Origin of the sequence: Mesorhizobium sp. M1066 (assembly GCF_040318635.1) — a bacterium.
Classification (GTDB): Bacteria; Pseudomonadota; Alphaproteobacteria; order Rhizobiales; family Rhizobiaceae; genus Mesorhizobium.
Genome location: NZ_JAMYMR010000007.1, coordinates 26,280 through 41,974, shown reverse-complemented (window position 1 = coordinate 41,974; position 15,695 = coordinate 26,280). Strand labels below are relative to the sequence as shown.

The window sequence follows — 15,695 nt, the reverse complement described above, 5'->3', positions numbered from 1 at the left end:
TCCGAGCGGAGAAGCACTCATCGCGGTGGGACGCGAAATCGATGTGGGGGTTACATCAATCGAGCGTCTCGGTCGGGCGCCTGCCGCCCGGAAACCAGCGACTGCGGGAACGCGCAGCCGGTTGTCTGTCGTCAGCGCACCTGCTTGGCGTCGCCGTCTGCCGCGGATGCCGATTGCAGCGCCGTCTCACCGGCGAGCTTCACTTTCAGGTTTTCGGTCATGAATTGCGTTCCGGCGGCGACCACGACATCGCCGGGTTTCAAACCCTCTGCGACACGCACGCCATCGGCGGCGAACTCGGCTACCTTGATCGGACGGGCATGAACGGTGTCGGCGCCACGATCGACGGTCCAGACGATCGATTGGGTGCCTTGCTCGGCCAGTGCGCTCAGCGGGACCGAGACCAGCTGCCGCTCATTGGCCGCCGAGGCTTCGATGCTGGCGGTCATGCCGAGCAGCACACGCGGATCGTTGGGCAGGCTGACGCGGACGGCAAAGGTGCGTGACTGCGGATCGGCGCTGCCGGCGACTTCGCGGACCTTGCCATCGAGCGCCAGCGCATCGTCGGACCAGAAGCCCGCCTTGACGGCTTTGCCCGGCTTGAATTCGGCGATTTCCATTTCGGGGACGGCGATCAGCACTTCCTTTTCACCGTCGACAGCGACAGTCACAACCGGCGTGCCGGAACCGACCACCTGGCCGACATCGGCGCTGACCGTGGTGACTATGCCATCCCTGTCGGCCTTGAGATCGGTATAACCGACCTGGTTCTTCGCCTGAGCAAGTGTCGAAAGGGCGGAATCACGCGTGGCGACCGCTTGGTCATAGGTCAAGGTCGCCTGTTCGAGCTGTGATTTCGGGGCAAAATTCTTGGCAAAAAGCTGCTCGGCACGCTTGCGGGCAAGCTCCACGGTCTCGACCTGCCGCTCGGCGGCATCGAGCGCTGCCTGCGCGCTCTTGACCGAAAGGTCGTAGTCAATGGGATCGATGCGGGCGAGCACATCGCCCGACGCCACATGCTGGCCGATATCGACGAGGCGCTCGGTGATCTTGCCATTGACGCGGAAGGCCAGAGCGCTCTCGGTGCGGGCCCGCACCGAGCCGGAATAGGAGAGCGTGCGGGTGTCGTGCACCTTCGCGATCTCGACAACCTTGACGGGACGGATGATATCCTTGACTTCGGCTTTTTCCTGGCTGCAGCCGGCAAGCCCGAGAGTGGCGGTGACAAGCAGCACCGGGCCTACAGCCGGCAGCCTGCCGATGATTGAACTGAACGAAGACACGCGCGTACTCCCGAAAAATGGAGATGAATCGTTGAAACCGGCGCCCGGCGGGCGGAGGCTACTTCAAGGCCTTGATTGCATAGTCGATGAGGTCGTCAGGCATTGCCCGGTTGGTCTTGGCAAGGCATTGCGCCACCATCTGCGGATGACACAGGATGACGGTCGCGGCGCCGAAACAGCGAGACGCGATCACCGGATCCTGTTTTCTGAACTCACCGGCCTCGATGCCGTCACGAATGATTTCCGCAAACAGGTCGTGAATGCTGTCGACATGCTTGTCGATCACACCCCAATCCCGTTCGAGGGCGACGATGACCATCTCGTGCACCTTCTGGTCGTCGAGCATGACTTCCATCGTCATCTTGTATTGCGCATGCACGTAACGCCGGAGCCGCTCCTCGGCGCTGATCGGCAGGCGCGAAATCTCGTAGGCCATCTTGTAGCTGGCGCCGAGCATTCGGCCGCAGACGGCCTGGTGGATTTCGACCTTGGAGGCGAAGAAACGATAGATGTTGGCGGGCGACATGCCGAGCTCACGCGCGATGTCGGCGACATTGGTCTTGCCGTAGCCATAGTGCCGGAACAGGCGCTCGGCGCAATCGAGAATGCGCGTTACATTTTCCTGTCGGGCGGCTTCGGCGACTATGGTGGTGGCTTCGGACATGATCCACTGTCAATTTACGAGTGACGAATTTCGATTTTCATCACTCGTAAATTGAAAAGAGCAGCCTGTCAACGCGGATTCGATGTACGCGTACGAATGGTGACAGATGGTGACAGATGGTGACAGTGAGAAGGTGGAATCGACGATCGCTATTAGCGGCTGGCCCTGATGAATTCGTCATCCTAGGGCGAAGCAAGGAGCGAAGCGACGCGGCGCAGACCCTAGGATCCATGCCGCGACGTCTGCTGAAGAGTGTGGCGGATCAAGAAGTTACGCTGGTAAGCGCGCCCTGTCATTCTCGACCGTTGGAGCATGGCTGAGAGGTCACGGCATGGATCCTAGGGTTTCCGCGACGTCGCTTCGCGACTGCTCCACCCTAGGATGACGAAGTCAGGTCCTTTGCCATCTCGCGCAACCGGAATTTCTGGATCTTGCCGGTCGAGGTCTTTGGGATTTCGGCGAAGATGACCGCCTTCGGCACCTTGAACCGGGCAAGCAGTGCGCGGCAGTGATCGATGATCTCGGCTTCGGTCGCGATCTTGCCGGGCTTCAGCTCGACATAGGCGACAGGCACCTCGCCCCATTTGTCGTCGGGCCTGGCGACGACGCCGCAAGAGGCAACCGACGGGTGCTTGTAGAGCGCGTCCTCGACCTCGATGGAGGAAATGTTCTCGCCACCGGAGATGATGATGTCCTTGGAGCGGTCCTTGAGCTGGATGTAGCCATCGGGGTGCATGACGCCGAGATCGCCGGAATGGAACCAGCCGCCAGCGAAGGCTTCGTCGCTCGCCTTACGGTTTTTCAGGTAGCCCTTCATGACGATGTTGCCGCGGAACATGACCTCGCCGATGGTCTCGCCATCGGCCGGTGTCGTCCGCATCGTCTCGGGGTCCATGACCGTCAGGCCTTCGAGCGCTGCATAGCGCACGCCCTGCCGCGCCTTCCTGGCGCTGCGCTCGCCCTTTTCGAGATCATCCCAGGCGCCATGCCATTCGTTGACGACCGCCGGGCCATAGGTCTCGGTCAGGCCGTAGAGATGGGTGACGGCAAATCCGGCATCCGCCATGCCGGATAGCACCGCTTCCGGCGGGGGTGCTGCGGCCGTGTTGAAAGTGACCGTCTGCGGAAATGCGCGCTTGTCCTCGTCCCTGGCATTGATCAGCACCGACATGACGACCGGCGCGCCGCACAGATGGGTGACGCCCTGATCGGCGATCGCATCGTAGATCGGCTTCGGCCGCACCCAGCGCAGGCAGACATGGGTGCCGGCCTGGACGGCGAGCGTCCAGGGAAAACACCAGCCATTGCAGTGGAACATCGGCAGCGTCCAGAGATAGACGGCGTGCTTGGCCATGCCGGCATGAATGGTGTTGGTGTAGGCCATCAGCGCGGCACCGCGATGGTGATAGACGACGCCCTTCGGATTGCCTGTAGTGCCGGAGGTATAGTTCAGCGAGATCGCGTCCCACTCATCGTCGGGCATCGACCAGACGAAGTCCGCGTCGCCCCCGGCGATAAAGTCCTCATAGTCGAGCGAACCGATGCGCTCACCCTTCGGATATGGCGCGTCGGCGGCGTATTCGGGATCGTCATAGTCGATGACCAGCGGCTTGACCTTGGCCAGTTCCAGGGCCTGCCTGACGACGCCGGAGAATTCGCGGTCGACGATCAGCACCTTGGTCTCGGCATGATCGAGCTGGAAGGCGATGACCGCGGCATCGAGGCGGGTGTTGAGCGAATGCAGCACCGCCTTGGTCATCGGCACACCGAAATGCGCCTCCAGCATCGGCGGCGTGTTTGACAGCATGACGGTGACCGTGTCGCCCTTGCCGACGCCGCGCCTGTCGAGCGCCGAGGCGAGCTTCAGCGACCGCTGCCAGAAAGTGCGATAGTCGATGCGCTGGCGGCCATGGATGATGGCGATATGGTCGGGATAGGTCTTGGCCGCGCGCTCCAGATAGGTGAGCGGTGTCAGTGGCTGATGGTTGGCCGCGTTCTTGTCGAGATCCTGTTCGTAAGGACTGCCCATCCCATGCTCCTCCCCCGCGGTTTTCTTTCAGACGTTCTAATCACAGGCTCGGGCCGCGTCACCACAAACGATGCCACGACAGAGCGCATTCGGCGCAATGATGAACCAGATTCGGCGTAAGCGGGAGTGTCGCATACCTCTGCCCAGTTTGACTTTTGTCGAGAGCCGTGAATAATGTCAGCCGAGGAGACGGCATGGCGATCCGACCGGCAGAACAACTCATCCACAAGGCCGCCTGGCTCTACTATGCCCATGGCCTGCGGCAGGACCAAGTGGCGAGCCAGCTTAACATTTCCCGTGCCTCGGTCGCCATGTACCTGCGCAAGGCGCGCGAGACCGGCATCGTCAACATCTCGACTTCGACCCAGCTTTTCACCGACGACGTTCTGGCGCGCAAGCTCGAGGATGCGTTGAGCCTCGACGCCGTCTGGATCGCACCGGAGAATGATCATATTGCCGACCCGTCGACGGAAATCGCCGTGCTGGCGGCGAGCGTCTTCCTCGAACTGGTCAAGAAGGGCGACCGCATCGGCGTCGCCTGGGGCCGGACCGTCTACATGATCGCCGACATCATGTCCTATGCCGACCTGCAGGATGTCACGGTGGTGCAGCTCTGCGGCAATCTTGGCGCGCCCTATTCCTACCGGCCCGACCAATGCACCATGGAAATCGCGCGGCGGCTGAACGCCAAGGGGCTCAATTTCTACGCACCGCTGGTGCTGTCGACGGAAGAGCTGGCACGCGCGCTGCGCGCCGAACCGGTGATCCGCGAACAACTGTCGGGCGTGAGCGAATGCGATCTGGCGCTGTACTCGGTCGGCGCGGTCGACGCCGACAGCCATCTGGTCAAATGCGGCGCGCTGACACCAAGTGAAATGGCGGAGCTGCGCAGGCAGGGTGCTGCCGGTGTCATTGCCGGGCAGATCATCGACGCCGAGGGCAAGCTGCTCGATTGCAGTTACAACAGGCGGGTGATCTCCGCCGAGCTTGCCTCGCTGCGCGCCATCGCCAGGCGGTTGGTGGTGGTGCAGGAGGACAGCAAGTTCGAACCGCTGCTCGCGGCGATCGCCGGCGGCCTTTGCACGCATCTGGTGGTCGGCGCGCACATGGCGCAGCGGCTCCTGGACCATGCGGCTGCCACCATAGAAAAGGCCTCCTAGAACCCCCCTCTCCGCTGCCGGCGCATTGTCATCAAAGCGTCGCGGCAATCCTGTTTCACCAACAAAGACAGCAACCGGACGAAGCGAACATGAAGAATTTGTGGAATGACGAAGCAGCCGAAAAACTCGTCGCCGACTACGCGAAAAAGGGTGTCGGCCGCGACCTGGCGCTGCGCGTCTACACGACCCGGCTGCTCGGCGGCGAACCACGGCTGGTCCTGCATGGCGGCGGCAACACCTCTTGCAAGACGACGGCAACCGACCTCGTCGGCGACCAATGGGACGTGCTGTGCGTCAAGGGCAGCGGCTGGGATATGGGCGTCATCAAGCCGCAGGGCCTGCCGGCGGTCAAGCTCAAGCCGCTGCTCAAGGCGCGCGCGCTGAACAGGCTGGCCGACGAGGACATGGTTGCCCTGCAACGCGTCAACCTCATCGATCCGTCCTCGCCCAACCCGTCGGTCGAGACGCTGCTGCATGCCTTCCTGCCGCACAAATTCGTCGACCACACGCACTCGACCGCCATCCTCGCCATCGTCGACCAGGAGGACTCCAAGCCGCTGGTGAAGACGGTTTTCGGCAGCAAGATGGGCTACGTGCCTTATATCATGCCCGGCTTCGACCTCGCCAAGGCGGCCGCAGACATCTTCGATGCCGACCCTGATGTCGAGGGCCTGATCCTCGACAAGCACGGCATCTTCACCTTCGGCGACGACGCCAAACAGGCCTACGACCGGATGATCCACTATGTGAATGTCGCCGAGGACTTCATTGCCGCAAGCAGCAAGCCGAAGGCGGCAAAGGCAGCCTTGCCGGCAAAGCTCGCGACACCGGCGTCCATCGCGCCGATGCTGCGCGGCGCGGTGGCCGTGTCGCGCGGCGAAGGCCGCTTCGACCGCATGATCTCTGATTTCCGCACTTCGCCGGCAATCGTCGATTTCATCAATTCGGCTGAGATCGCCGACTATGCCGGGCGCGGCGTGTCGACACCCGATCTGTCGATCCGCATCAAGACCGGGCCGATGGCGCTGCCGGCGCCCGATGCGGACAAGGCCGGCGACTACAAGGCGTTGATCAAGAGCCATGTCGACGCGTTCGCCAACGATTATCGCGCCTATTTCGAAACCAATGATGCGCTCGACGACGTCAAGCGCACCATGCTCGACCAGATGCCGCGGCTGACGCTGGTGCCCGGCCTCGGCATGTTCGGCCACGGCCGCACGCTGAAGGACGCGAAGATCGCCTCGGATGTCGGCGAGATGTGGATCGAGGCGGTGCGCGGCGCCGAGGCGGTCGGCCGTTTCCACCCGCTCTCCAAGGCCGATCTGTTCCCGCTGGAATACTGGTCGCTGGAACAGGCCAAGCTCGCCTCCAACAAGCCGAAGCCACTGACTGGCCAGGTGGTGCTGATCACCGGCGGCGCCGGCGCGATCGGCGCAGCGACAGCCAAATTGTTCGCCGACAATGGCGCCCATGCCGTCGTCGTCGATCTCGACGCCGAAAAGGCTGCCGACGCGGCGAAGAAGGCCGGCAACAATTCGATCGGCGTCGCCGCCGACATCACCGACCCGGCGCAGGTGCGTGCCGCCTTCGACAGAGCCGTCGCCGTGTTCGGCGGTGTCGACATCCTGGTTTCCAATGCCGGCGCGGCCTGGGAAGGCCGCATCGGTGAGCTCGACGACGCACTCCTGCGCAAGAGTTTCGAGCTCAATTTCTTCGCCCACCAATCGGTGGCGCAGAATGCCGTGCGCATCATGCTCGAGCAGGGCACAGGCGGCGTGCTTTTGTTCAACACCTCCAAACAGGCGGTCAACCCCGGCCCGAAGTTCGGCGCCTATGGCGTGCCGAAGGCGGCGACACTGTTCCTGTCCAGGCAATACGCGCTCGACTATGGCGCGCATGGCATCCGCTCCAACGCCGTCAACGCCGACCGCATCCGCTCGGGGCTTCTGACCGACGCCATGATTGCCAGCCGTTCGGGCGCGCGCGGCGTGTCGGAGAAGGACTACATGTCCGGCAATCTGCTCGGCCAGGAAGTGACGGCGCAGGACGTGGCGCAGGCCTTCCTGCATCACGCGCTGGCCGACCGCACCACCGCCGATGTGACGACGGTCGATGGTGGCAACATCGCGGCGGCGTTGCGGTAGGGAATCCTGCCTTGATCACCCTGCTGCCGCGAGGCAGCGGGGCAAGACGCGGGCGCAACCCTAACAACAATTGTTAATTCTTGTTAGGTCTGCTACAGGTTGGGAATGAAAACCGAACCAATGCGTACCCTTACCATATCCCTTACCCCTCAGCAGGTTGCTCGCCTGCAAAGCGCCGTCGAAGGCGGAGGATATGCCTCCAACAGCGAGATTGTTCGTGACGCCCTTCGTCTGTGGGAGCAGCGCGAAGAATTGCGAGCCTTGGAACTCGAACATTTGAAACGGGCCTATGCCGAGGGCATGGCTAGCGGCAAGCCGTTGGAAGTCGAACCCACTGAGTTTCTACGCGGCCTGAAGGCAGAACGCCGCGGCCGTGGCTAGATATTCGGCTCACACCACGCGCCTCGCAGGAGCTGCGAGATATCTGGCATACCATCGCAATCGACAACGAAAAGGCAGCGGACAAGCTGCTCATGCGAATTTTTGACAAACTGGAACTGACGGCACAGCACCCAAAGATGGGCACGGCCCGACCGGAATTGAGCCCGACGGCCCGTGTGCTCATCGAAGGCCGCTATATCGTCATCTACGAACCGCAGCCGGAAGGTGTCTTGGTGGTGGCGATTGTCCACGGGATGCGCGATCCGGAACACTGGCTGTAACCGACCCGAAGGGGCTGGGGATACGCATCAAAAAAGCTGCTACAGCAGTTCTCGGCTTCCTTCCCAGGCCTTTCTGCCCAGATCTGAATCAGCCTCGTCATTGCCGCCATATGCACGCAATGTCGAGCGCGGTGTGTCCTCGCCCGGCAAGAGAATGCGGTGACCCGCATCCGGCAACGAAACGAGATGTGTGTGCTTACCTGCTTCGCTGCGCCGCCGGACAATATCCCTCGCGAACCACAGGGAAGGCCACAGCGCATCGTCGCCACCTGCGACAAGCAGGATCTCGGCTGTTGCGGTCTCGACGGGGATGGTCGCCGCCTTTGCTTCGCGCTCGAAGGTTTTCAAACAGCGTTCGAAAAGCCCCCTGTGAGAAACCAACCCATCCACATACTCTCGGCTCCAATCCGGATCCGTCGGCACGAATGGCAGGGGGATACCGTCGAGCGACCATGAGGATCGTTCTGGCCAGCTGACGCCATCCCGGCCCGCACCAATATTTCCCCAAACCACCGATGACGGGCTGATAGCGACCACAGCGTTGATGCGCTGGTCATGGACGGCCGCAAGGAGTGATGCCTCGGCACCCTTGGATGTGCCGACATAGACGATGCGGCGGCATCCCGTTCCAATGAGATAGTCGGTTGCCGCAAAGAAGGTTTCGAGGGGAATTTCGCATATTCCAGGAGCCTGGCCCTCACCGCCGAACCATCGCAGGGCCAAAGCCGACGAGCCCTGGTTTGCAAAGAGCCGTGCGCGCCCGACATCGACGCGACCACTCGATCCACCCAGCACCACCACGCCGGTGGTGGCGTGTGGGCAGCGAAGCAATGTTCCGGCGATAGCGCCGGACAGGCCTTCCTCGATTACCGCCTGGACTTCCATATATGCACCGAACCTTGGGCCGGAACCTGCGAGCCGGCTGCAAATATTCGGCAAAAGGCCGCCAGCAGCAACCCGCTGCTGGGGGCCTTCGACAGCGAAACTTACTTCGCGTTCGGGTTCGGCATCCAGGCCGGCATCGCGACATCGGCGTGGGCGAACTGCGGCAGCTTGGCCGACAGGTCCTCCATGTTCTTGATGTCCTTGTCGATGAGGTCCTTCTGGGTGATCAGCGTCGGCGGCACGACGACGTTGTGGCCGGGGTCTTCGCCGGCCAGCAGCTGCGCCAGCGCACGCACCGAGACCTGGCCGACGACAGCCGGATTGGTCGCGGCGGTGGCAGCCCAGGCGCTGTCGGGCTCGCGCATCGCTGCGATATCGGACGTCGAGATATCGGCCGAGTAGATCTTGATGCCCTTGTTCAAACCGGCTTCGTCGACGGCGATTTTCACGCCCTTGGCGAATTCGTCATAGGGAGCAAACATCACCTTGATATCGGAATGAGCCGACAGCACCGAACGCGCCTGGTTGGCGACGGAGTTGGCAATCGGATTGTCGAGCGTGCCGAACATCGCGACTTCCTTGATGCCGGCATACTTCTTCTTGACGTCGACCCAGGTCTCGTTGCGGCGGTCGAGCGGCGCGATGCCGGCGACATAGACATAGCCGGCATTCCAGCTTTCGCCATTGTCCTTGACCGCCTGCTCGAGCGCGAGGCGCGCCAGGTCGCGGTCGGACTGTTCGATCTGCGGGATCTTGGGATTTTCGACATTGACGTCGAACGCCACCACCTTGATGCCGGCGTCGACCGCACGCTGGGCGGCGTCCTTCATCGATTCCGTCAGGCCGTGCTGGATGATGATACCCTGCACGCCGAGCGCGATGGCCTGATCGACCATGTCGGACTGAAGGGCGGCATCCTGGCGGCTGTCGAGGACGCGCAGGTCGATGCCGAGCGCCTTCGACTGTGCCTCGACGCCCGAGAGATAGGCCTGGAAGAAGTCACCGGTCGACAGATAACGCACCAGCGCGATCTTGACGCCGGGCTTGTCGAAAGGCGCCGGCTTGTCCGCGGCAAAAGCCGGGACCTGCACCAGCATGGTTGCGCCGGCCAATCCGAGCGCCACCTTCCCCAGAAGTCTTCTTGTAATGCTCACTTTGTTTTCCTCCACTCTTGTTGAACTCGAAAATCCTGTTCCGGTCGAAAGCTACCTCCTGCCCCTGCCCGAAAGCGCAAAGGTGAAGACAAGGGCGACGACCAGAACCACGCCCTTGACGAAATCCTGCGTGTAGTAAGGCGCGTTCATCATCGTCAGGCCTTGCAGCAAGATGCCGACGAACAGCGCACCGATGGCAGTGCCGAAGGCGTTCGGCTTGGCGGCACCTAGCACCGCGTAGCCGATCAGCGCCGCGGCAACCGCATCGAGCAGCAGATTATTACCCGAGGCGATGTCGCCGCGTCCAAGCCGGGCAGCGAGCAAAATACCGCCGATCGAGGCAAAAACTCCTGAAATAACGTAGGCCCAGATCTTGTATGCCTTGACAGGTGCACCGGCGAGTTCGGCGGCGCGCTCGTTGCTGCCCACGGCATACATCATGCGCCCGAAACGTGTGTATTCGAGGAAGAACCAGATCAGTGCGGCGAGCACGAGCAGCACCACCACCGACACCGGAATGAGGTTCGGGATGAAGAAATCGAAGCGGTGGCGGCCGAGCGCCAGGAAGGCGTCGGAGAATTTGCCGTTGGCGACCGAACCGTCCGGCATGGTCATGCCGGTGGCGATCGAGCGGCCTTCTGTCGGGATGCGCTGCAGCCCGACCAGCAGGAACATCATGCCGAGCGTCGCCAGCAGATCGGGCACGCGCATGTAGACGATCAGCCAGCCATTGATCAGGCCGACAACGGCGCCGATCAGCAGGCAGACGACGACCGCGACAAGGGCGTTCTGCTCCAGCACCACCATCACATAGGCGGCCGCCATCATGGCTGACGTGGCGACCGATCCGATCGACAGATCAAAGCCGCCGACGACCAGCGTGGCGGTGACGCCGAGCGCCAGCACGCCGGTGATGGCGACCGACTGAAAGATGAAAACGGCACTTTGCGGCGAAACGAAACCGTCGGCGGCGATCGAGAAATAGGCGACGAGCCCGAACAAGAGCACGATGAACCCGTAGCGGATGGCGTGGTCGCGCAATGTCATCCGGCGCTCCCGCGCGCTGCTGCCGTCTTTACCCAATCCGAACCCATGCTCTCTCCATTCCAATTCCTATCGCCCGCGCTCAGGCCGCACTGTGCAGCGGCCCGCCGGCGACCTCGGCCAGCAGGCGGTCGAGATCGACATCGGCATTGCGGTGTTCGCCGACGATGGTCTGTTCCGACATGACCAGGATGCGATCGGCGGTCTCCAGCGCCTCGTCGAGTTCGGTGACGAACAGCAGCGTGGCGCGGCCGTTTGCACTGGCCCTGAGCTTGGCGGCAATGTCGCGCCGGGCCGAGATATCGACGCCCTGAAACGGCTCATCCAGAATGAACAGTCTTGCCTCCTGCGCCATCCAGCGGGCGACCATCACCTTCTGCTGGTTGCCGCCGGACAGCTCCGACATTTCGTCCTTCTCGGAACGGCAGACGATGCTCAGCTCCTCGATCTGCCGGCGTGCCGTGGCGCGTTCGAGGCGGCGCCTCAGGATGCCGAAGCGCGACATGCGCTTGTGAAACGGCAGGCTGATATTTTCCTGGATGTTGAAGCCTTGGACGATGCCATTCTCGCCGCGGTCCTTGGCGACGAGGAACACGCCGGCAGCGATCGCTTCGCCGGCTGTTTCAGGCGCATAAGGCCTGCCGTTCAGTGTCATTGTACCGGCGAGCGGCTGGCGCACGCCAAACAGCGTCTCGGCAAGCGCCGTCTTGCCGACGCCGACGAGGCCGGTGATGGCAACGACCTCGCCGTCACCGAGAGTCAGCGAGATCGGCCTGGCGCCTTGTGCGACGCGCAGACCTTCTATCTTAAGGACGGCCTTGGCCGAATTCCTGACGACGATCTGGTCGAGATGGATCTTGCGGCCGAGCATGGCGTTGACCGCGCCTTCATAGTCGAGCGGCTTCTTGTCGAAAATGCCTGAGATGATCCCGTCACGCATCGAGACGATGCGATCGGCCAACCGCCTGATGTCCGACATGCGATGCGAGATGTAGAGGATCGCCACGCCCTGCTCGCGCAGCCTGTCGATCAGCGCGAACAGCCGGTCGGCCTCGGCGCTGGAGAGCGATGAGGTCGGCTCGTCGAGGATCAGCACTTTCGGCTTGTGCGCCAGCGCGCGGGCAATCGCCACCATCTGGCGATCGGCCAGCGCAAGATCGCTCACCCGCGCCTTCAAATCGATGGTCAGCCCCATGCGGTCGGCAACCGCCTTGGCCTCCCGCCGCACGCGCATTGGATTGAACAGAGTCGGCGCACCGCTGCCGCTCAGCCGGTCGAGGGTCAGGTTGGTGGCGACGTCGAGATCGGCGACGACACCGTCGTTGATATTCTGGTGCACGGTGACGACGCCGGCGCGGATCGCTTCGGCCGGGGCTTTCGGCGCGAAATCCTGGTCGGCGAGCGCCATCGTGCCGCCGCCGCGTTCGTAGACACCGGAGATGATCTTGACGAGGGTGGATTTGCCGGCACCATTGGCGCCCATCAGCACGGTGACTTCACCGGCATGCAGTTCCAGCGAGACGCCGCCAAGCACCTCGTTATGGCCAAAGGATTTCCTCAGTCCCTCTACGCGGAACACGGCATTGCCGACCATGCGTTCCTCCCTGATATGACGCTATGGGCTGCATCGGCAATTGTCAACACGATTGACAATTGCCAGATCGCTTCCTAGCTTGGCCCAGCCGCCATGTGTCCGTTATGTTCGGAGCGCATAAGCGGGAGGATGACGATGACTGAAAAATTGCCGTTCGAAGCACTATCGGTCGAAACCCTTGCTGCGCGCCTTGCCGGCAACGAGGCGCTGTGCGCGAAGATCGGTAAGGACACTGGCGCCTGGAAGGTCCGCGAGGTCGGCGACGGCAATCTCAACCTGGTGTTCATCGTCGAGGGCGCCAGCGGTGCGGCCGTGGTCAAGCAAGCCCTGCCCTATGTCCGCCTGGTCGGCGACAGCTGGCCGCTGCCGTTGAAGCGCTCCTTCTTCGAATATCACGCGCTGACCAGGCAAGAGGCGCGCGCGCCAGGCTCGGTGCCGGCGATCCATTATTTCGATGAAGGCCAGGCGCTGATCATCATGGAATATCTTGCGCCGCCGCACATCATCCTGCGCCGTGCCCTGATCGACGGGCGCCAGTTGCCGAACATTGCCCGGGACATCGGCCTGTTCATGGCCCGGACGCTGTTTCGCGGCTCCGACCTGCACATGGCCGCCAAGGACCGCAAGGCCGATCTGGCGCTGTTCGCCGACAATGTCGAGCTCTGCGACATCACCGAAAGCCTGGTGTTTTCCGACCCCTATTTCGACGCCAAGATGAACCGGCACACCTCGCCGCAGCTCGACGGTCTCGTCGCCGAACTGCGCGCCGACCGTGACCTCAAGGTCGAGGCGCAGCGGCTGAAGCACATCTTCGCCGCCAATGCCGAAACGCTGCTGCATGGCGATCTGCATTCCGGCTCGATCATGGTCACCGACACCGAAACCCGGATGATCGATCCGGAGTTTGCCTTCTACGGCCCGATGGCCTTCGATGTCGGCATGCTGCTCGCCAATTTCTGGATGTCCTTCTTCTCGCAGCGCGGCCACGAGCAGGAGGGAAAGCGCGACGCCATGCGCGCCTATCTGCTCGGGGTGACGGTCGAGACCTGGGCGGTGTTCCGCGCCGAGTTCTCGCATCTATGGCGGACCGAACGCACCGGCATGCTCTACCAGAGGAGCCTGTTCGAGGATCAGAGCGACATACTCGGTGCCGAGCAGGCGCTCGACCATGTTCTGCACCAGATCTGGACCGACCTGCTCGGCTTTGCCGGCATCGAGGTTCACCGGCGCATCCTCGGCCTCGCCCACAATGCCGATTTCGAGACCATTGCCGATGAGGATTTGCGCGCCAGTTGTGAAGCAAAGGCGCTGAAATTCGGCCGCCACCTCGCCGTCAACCGGCGCCAGATCCACAGCATCGACGAGGTCAACAATCTGGCCGCGCTGATCGAACAGGAGAGCAGCATTTGAACGTCGGCGACCGCCACTATCGCACCATCTGGCTGAGCGACGACGGGCGTTCGGTGGAGATCATCGACCAGCGCTGGCTGCCGCATGACTTCCGCATCGAGACGATCGGCACGGTCGACGGCATCGCCACCGCCATCCGCGACATGTGGGTACGCGGCGCGCCGCTGATCGGCGTCACCGCTGCCTACGGCGTCGCCATGCAGATGGCCGACGATCCGTCGGATGAAGCGCTCGACGCCGTGTGGGAGACCCTGCACGAGACACGGCCGACGGCGATCAATCTGCGCTGGGCGCTGGACGAGATGCGGCGCTTCCTGCGGCCTTTGCCTCCCGAACAACGCGCGGCAGCCGCCTATCGGCGGGCCAGTGAGATCGCCGACGAGGATGTCGGCCTCAACCGCGCCATCGGCGAGAACGGTCTCGCCATCATCAAGGCGATCGCTGCGCGCAAGCAGAAGGGCGAGCCGGTCAACATCCTGACCCACTGCAATGCCGGCTGGCTGGCCACCGTCGACTACGGCACCGCCACGGCGCCGATCTACCTGGCCACGGAAGCCGGCATTCCGGTCCACGTCTATGTCGACGAGACACGGCCGCGCAACCAGGGCGCCCAGCTGACCGCCTGGGAGATGGCCGGCCACGGCGTGCCGCACACGCTGATCGTCGACAATGCCGGCGGCCATCTGATGCAGCGCGGCGAGATCGACATGGTCATCGTCGGCACCGACCGCACCACGGCCGACGGCGATGTCTGCAATAAGATCGGCACCTATCTGAAAGCACTCGCAGCCGCCGACAATGATGTGCCGTTCTATGTCGCGCTGCCGTCGCCGACCATCGACTGGACCGTGCATGACGGACTGGCCGAGATCCCGATCGAGCAGCGCTCGGCCGACGAGGTCTCGCTGGTCTGGGGCAAGACCGCTGCCGGCGAGATTGCCCAGGTGCGCATTTCGCCGGAGACGACGCCTGCGGCCAACCCGGCCTTCGACGTGACGCCGGCGCGGCTGGTCACCGGCCTGATCACCGAGCGCGGCGTTGCCAAGGCATCGCGCGAGGGATTGAAGGCGATGTTCCCCGAGCGGGCGTAGCCCACGTCCCTAGTACAGAGGCTCGGCCATATGCTTCGGCGTCGGCCATGTCTCGGTAATGCCCGGCTGCACCGGCCGCTCCAGATAGGTCGATAAAACCACATAGCTGCGCGTCGAGGTGACGCCCGGCGTTTCGTACAGGCGCGCCAAAAGGCCTTCGAGTGCTCTGGTGTCTTCCGTGCGGACCTTCAGCAGCATGCAGGTATCACCGGCGACGGTATGGATCTCCTCGACTTCGGGATATTGCGAGACCGCCATCAGTTCGGGCGTCTTTCCCCAGCCCCTGGTGTCGATATGGACAAAGGCAAGCAAAGGCTTTTTCACCGCCCGGGGATCGATGATGGCGACTGTGTTGCGGATGGCGCCGCTGCGCCGAAGACGTTTGACCCGCTCATGCGCGGCCGGTGGCGACAAGCCGACGCGATCGCCGAGTTCGGCGTAGCTGATCGTGGCGTCATCGACCAGGACGCCTAATATTCTTCGGTCAATCGCGTCGAGGTCGCGGGCCGTAGCCTTGTTCTGCGGAATACCATCTGTTTCTTCATCCATGGCGAAATTCCTGGTTCTCCACTGAA

14 protein-coding genes are annotated in these 15,695 nt (G+C 62.8%); 6 read left to right on the top strand and 8 right to left on the bottom strand.

Features of this window, described 5'->3' with window-relative positions; genetic code table 11:
* Positions 1 to 131: 131 nt before the first annotated feature.
* The 3 genes from NKH52_RS12500 to NKH52_RS12490 form a co-directional block, all read right to left on the bottom strand.
* Positions 132 to 1,283 carry an efflux RND transporter periplasmic adaptor subunit gene (locus NKH52_RS12500; RefSeq protein WP_352735755.1) on the bottom strand — a complete coding sequence of 384 codons (1,152 nt, stop codon included), beginning with the start codon at positions 1,281 to 1,283 and terminating at the stop codon, positions 132 to 134.
* Positions 1,284 to 1,341: 58 nt separating this feature from the next.
* On the bottom strand, positions 1,342 to 1,947 hold the full coding sequence (locus NKH52_RS12495) for a TetR/AcrR family transcriptional regulator (RefSeq protein WP_127291068.1): 606 nt from the start codon (positions 1,945 to 1,947) through the stop codon (positions 1,342 to 1,344).
* 376 nt (positions 1,948 to 2,323) lie between these two features.
* Positions 2,324 to 3,976: an acyl-CoA synthetase gene (locus NKH52_RS12490; protein WP_352735756.1), complete on the bottom strand. Its 1,653-nt coding sequence runs from the start codon at positions 3,974 to 3,976 to the stop codon at positions 2,324 to 2,326.
* A 194-nt stretch (positions 3,977 to 4,170) separates the two neighbouring features.
* On the opposite strand from NKH52_RS12490, the gene NKH52_RS12485 reads away from it, so the two are divergent.
* The 4 genes from NKH52_RS12485 to NKH52_RS12470 all read left to right on the top strand — a co-directional run bounded on the left by NKH52_RS12485 (position 4,171) and on the right by NKH52_RS12470 (position 7,942).
* Entirely contained in the window at positions 4,171 to 5,136 is a 966-nt protein-coding gene (locus NKH52_RS12485) for a sugar-binding transcriptional regulator (protein ID WP_352735757.1), read from the top strand.
* A gap of 89 nt (positions 5,137 to 5,225) precedes the next feature.
* Positions 5,226 to 7,280: a bifunctional aldolase/short-chain dehydrogenase gene (locus NKH52_RS12480; RefSeq protein ID WP_352735758.1), complete on the top strand. Its 2,055-nt coding sequence runs from the start codon at positions 5,226 to 5,228 to the stop codon at positions 7,278 to 7,280.
* 120 nt (positions 7,281 to 7,400) lie between these two features.
* The gene (locus NKH52_RS12475; protein ID WP_502908025.1) at positions 7,401 to 7,661 is read left to right on the top strand and encodes a type II toxin-antitoxin system ParD family antitoxin; all 261 of its coding nucleotides are present in this window, start codon (positions 7,401 to 7,403) and stop codon (positions 7,659 to 7,661) included.
* A gap of 2 nt (positions 7,662 to 7,663) precedes the next feature.
* Complete coding sequence (locus NKH52_RS12470; protein ID WP_352735763.1) at positions 7,664 to 7,942, top strand: type II toxin-antitoxin system RelE/ParE family toxin; 279 nt, start codon at positions 7,664 to 7,666, stop codon at positions 7,940 to 7,942.
* A gap of 39 nt (positions 7,943 to 7,981) precedes the next feature.
* Here the strand turns inward: NKH52_RS12470 and NKH52_RS12465 are convergent, their stop codons facing one another.
* From NKH52_RS12465 to NKH52_RS12450, 4 genes are all read right to left on the bottom strand, one after another.
* Entirely contained in the window at positions 7,982 to 8,827 is an 846-nt protein-coding gene (locus tag NKH52_RS12465; RefSeq protein WP_352735760.1) for an acyl-CoA thioester hydrolase/BAAT C-terminal domain-containing protein, read from the bottom strand.
* A gap of 101 nt (positions 8,828 to 8,928) precedes the next feature.
* Entirely contained in the window at positions 8,929 to 9,981 is a 1,053-nt protein-coding gene (locus NKH52_RS12460) for a substrate-binding domain-containing protein (RefSeq protein ID WP_352736271.1), read from the bottom strand.
* Positions 9,982 to 10,032: 51 nt separating this feature from the next.
* Complete coding sequence (locus tag NKH52_RS12455; protein ID WP_352736272.1) at positions 10,033 to 11,028, bottom strand: ABC transporter permease; 996 nt, start codon at positions 11,026 to 11,028, stop codon at positions 10,033 to 10,035.
* A gap of 79 nt (positions 11,029 to 11,107) precedes the next feature.
* Complete coding sequence (locus tag NKH52_RS12450; protein ID WP_352736273.1) at positions 11,108 to 12,619, bottom strand: sugar ABC transporter ATP-binding protein; 1,512 nt, start codon at positions 12,617 to 12,619, stop codon at positions 11,108 to 11,110.
* A 135-nt stretch (positions 12,620 to 12,754) separates the two neighbouring features.
* Between NKH52_RS12450 and mtnK the strand changes: the two genes are divergently transcribed.
* Complete coding sequence (gene mtnK / locus NKH52_RS12445) at positions 12,755 to 14,029, top strand: S-methyl-5-thioribose kinase (RefSeq protein WP_352736274.1); 1,275 nt, start codon at positions 12,755 to 12,757, stop codon at positions 14,027 to 14,029.
* A complete protein-coding gene (gene mtnA / locus NKH52_RS12440; RefSeq protein ID WP_352440044.1) occupies positions 14,026 to 15,120 on the top strand; it encodes an S-methyl-5-thioribose-1-phosphate isomerase in 1,095 nt (364 codons plus the stop codon). The genes mtnK and mtnA overlap by 4 nt, the downstream gene beginning before the upstream one ends.
* Before the next feature lie 9 nt (positions 15,121 to 15,129).
* Here the strand turns inward: mtnA and NKH52_RS12435 are convergent, their stop codons facing one another.
* On the bottom strand, positions 15,130 to 15,669 hold the full coding sequence (locus tag NKH52_RS12435) for an Lrp/AsnC family transcriptional regulator (protein ID WP_023808760.1): 540 nt from the start codon (positions 15,667 to 15,669) through the stop codon (positions 15,130 to 15,132).
* Between the last annotated feature and the right edge of the window lie 26 nt (positions 15,670 to 15,695).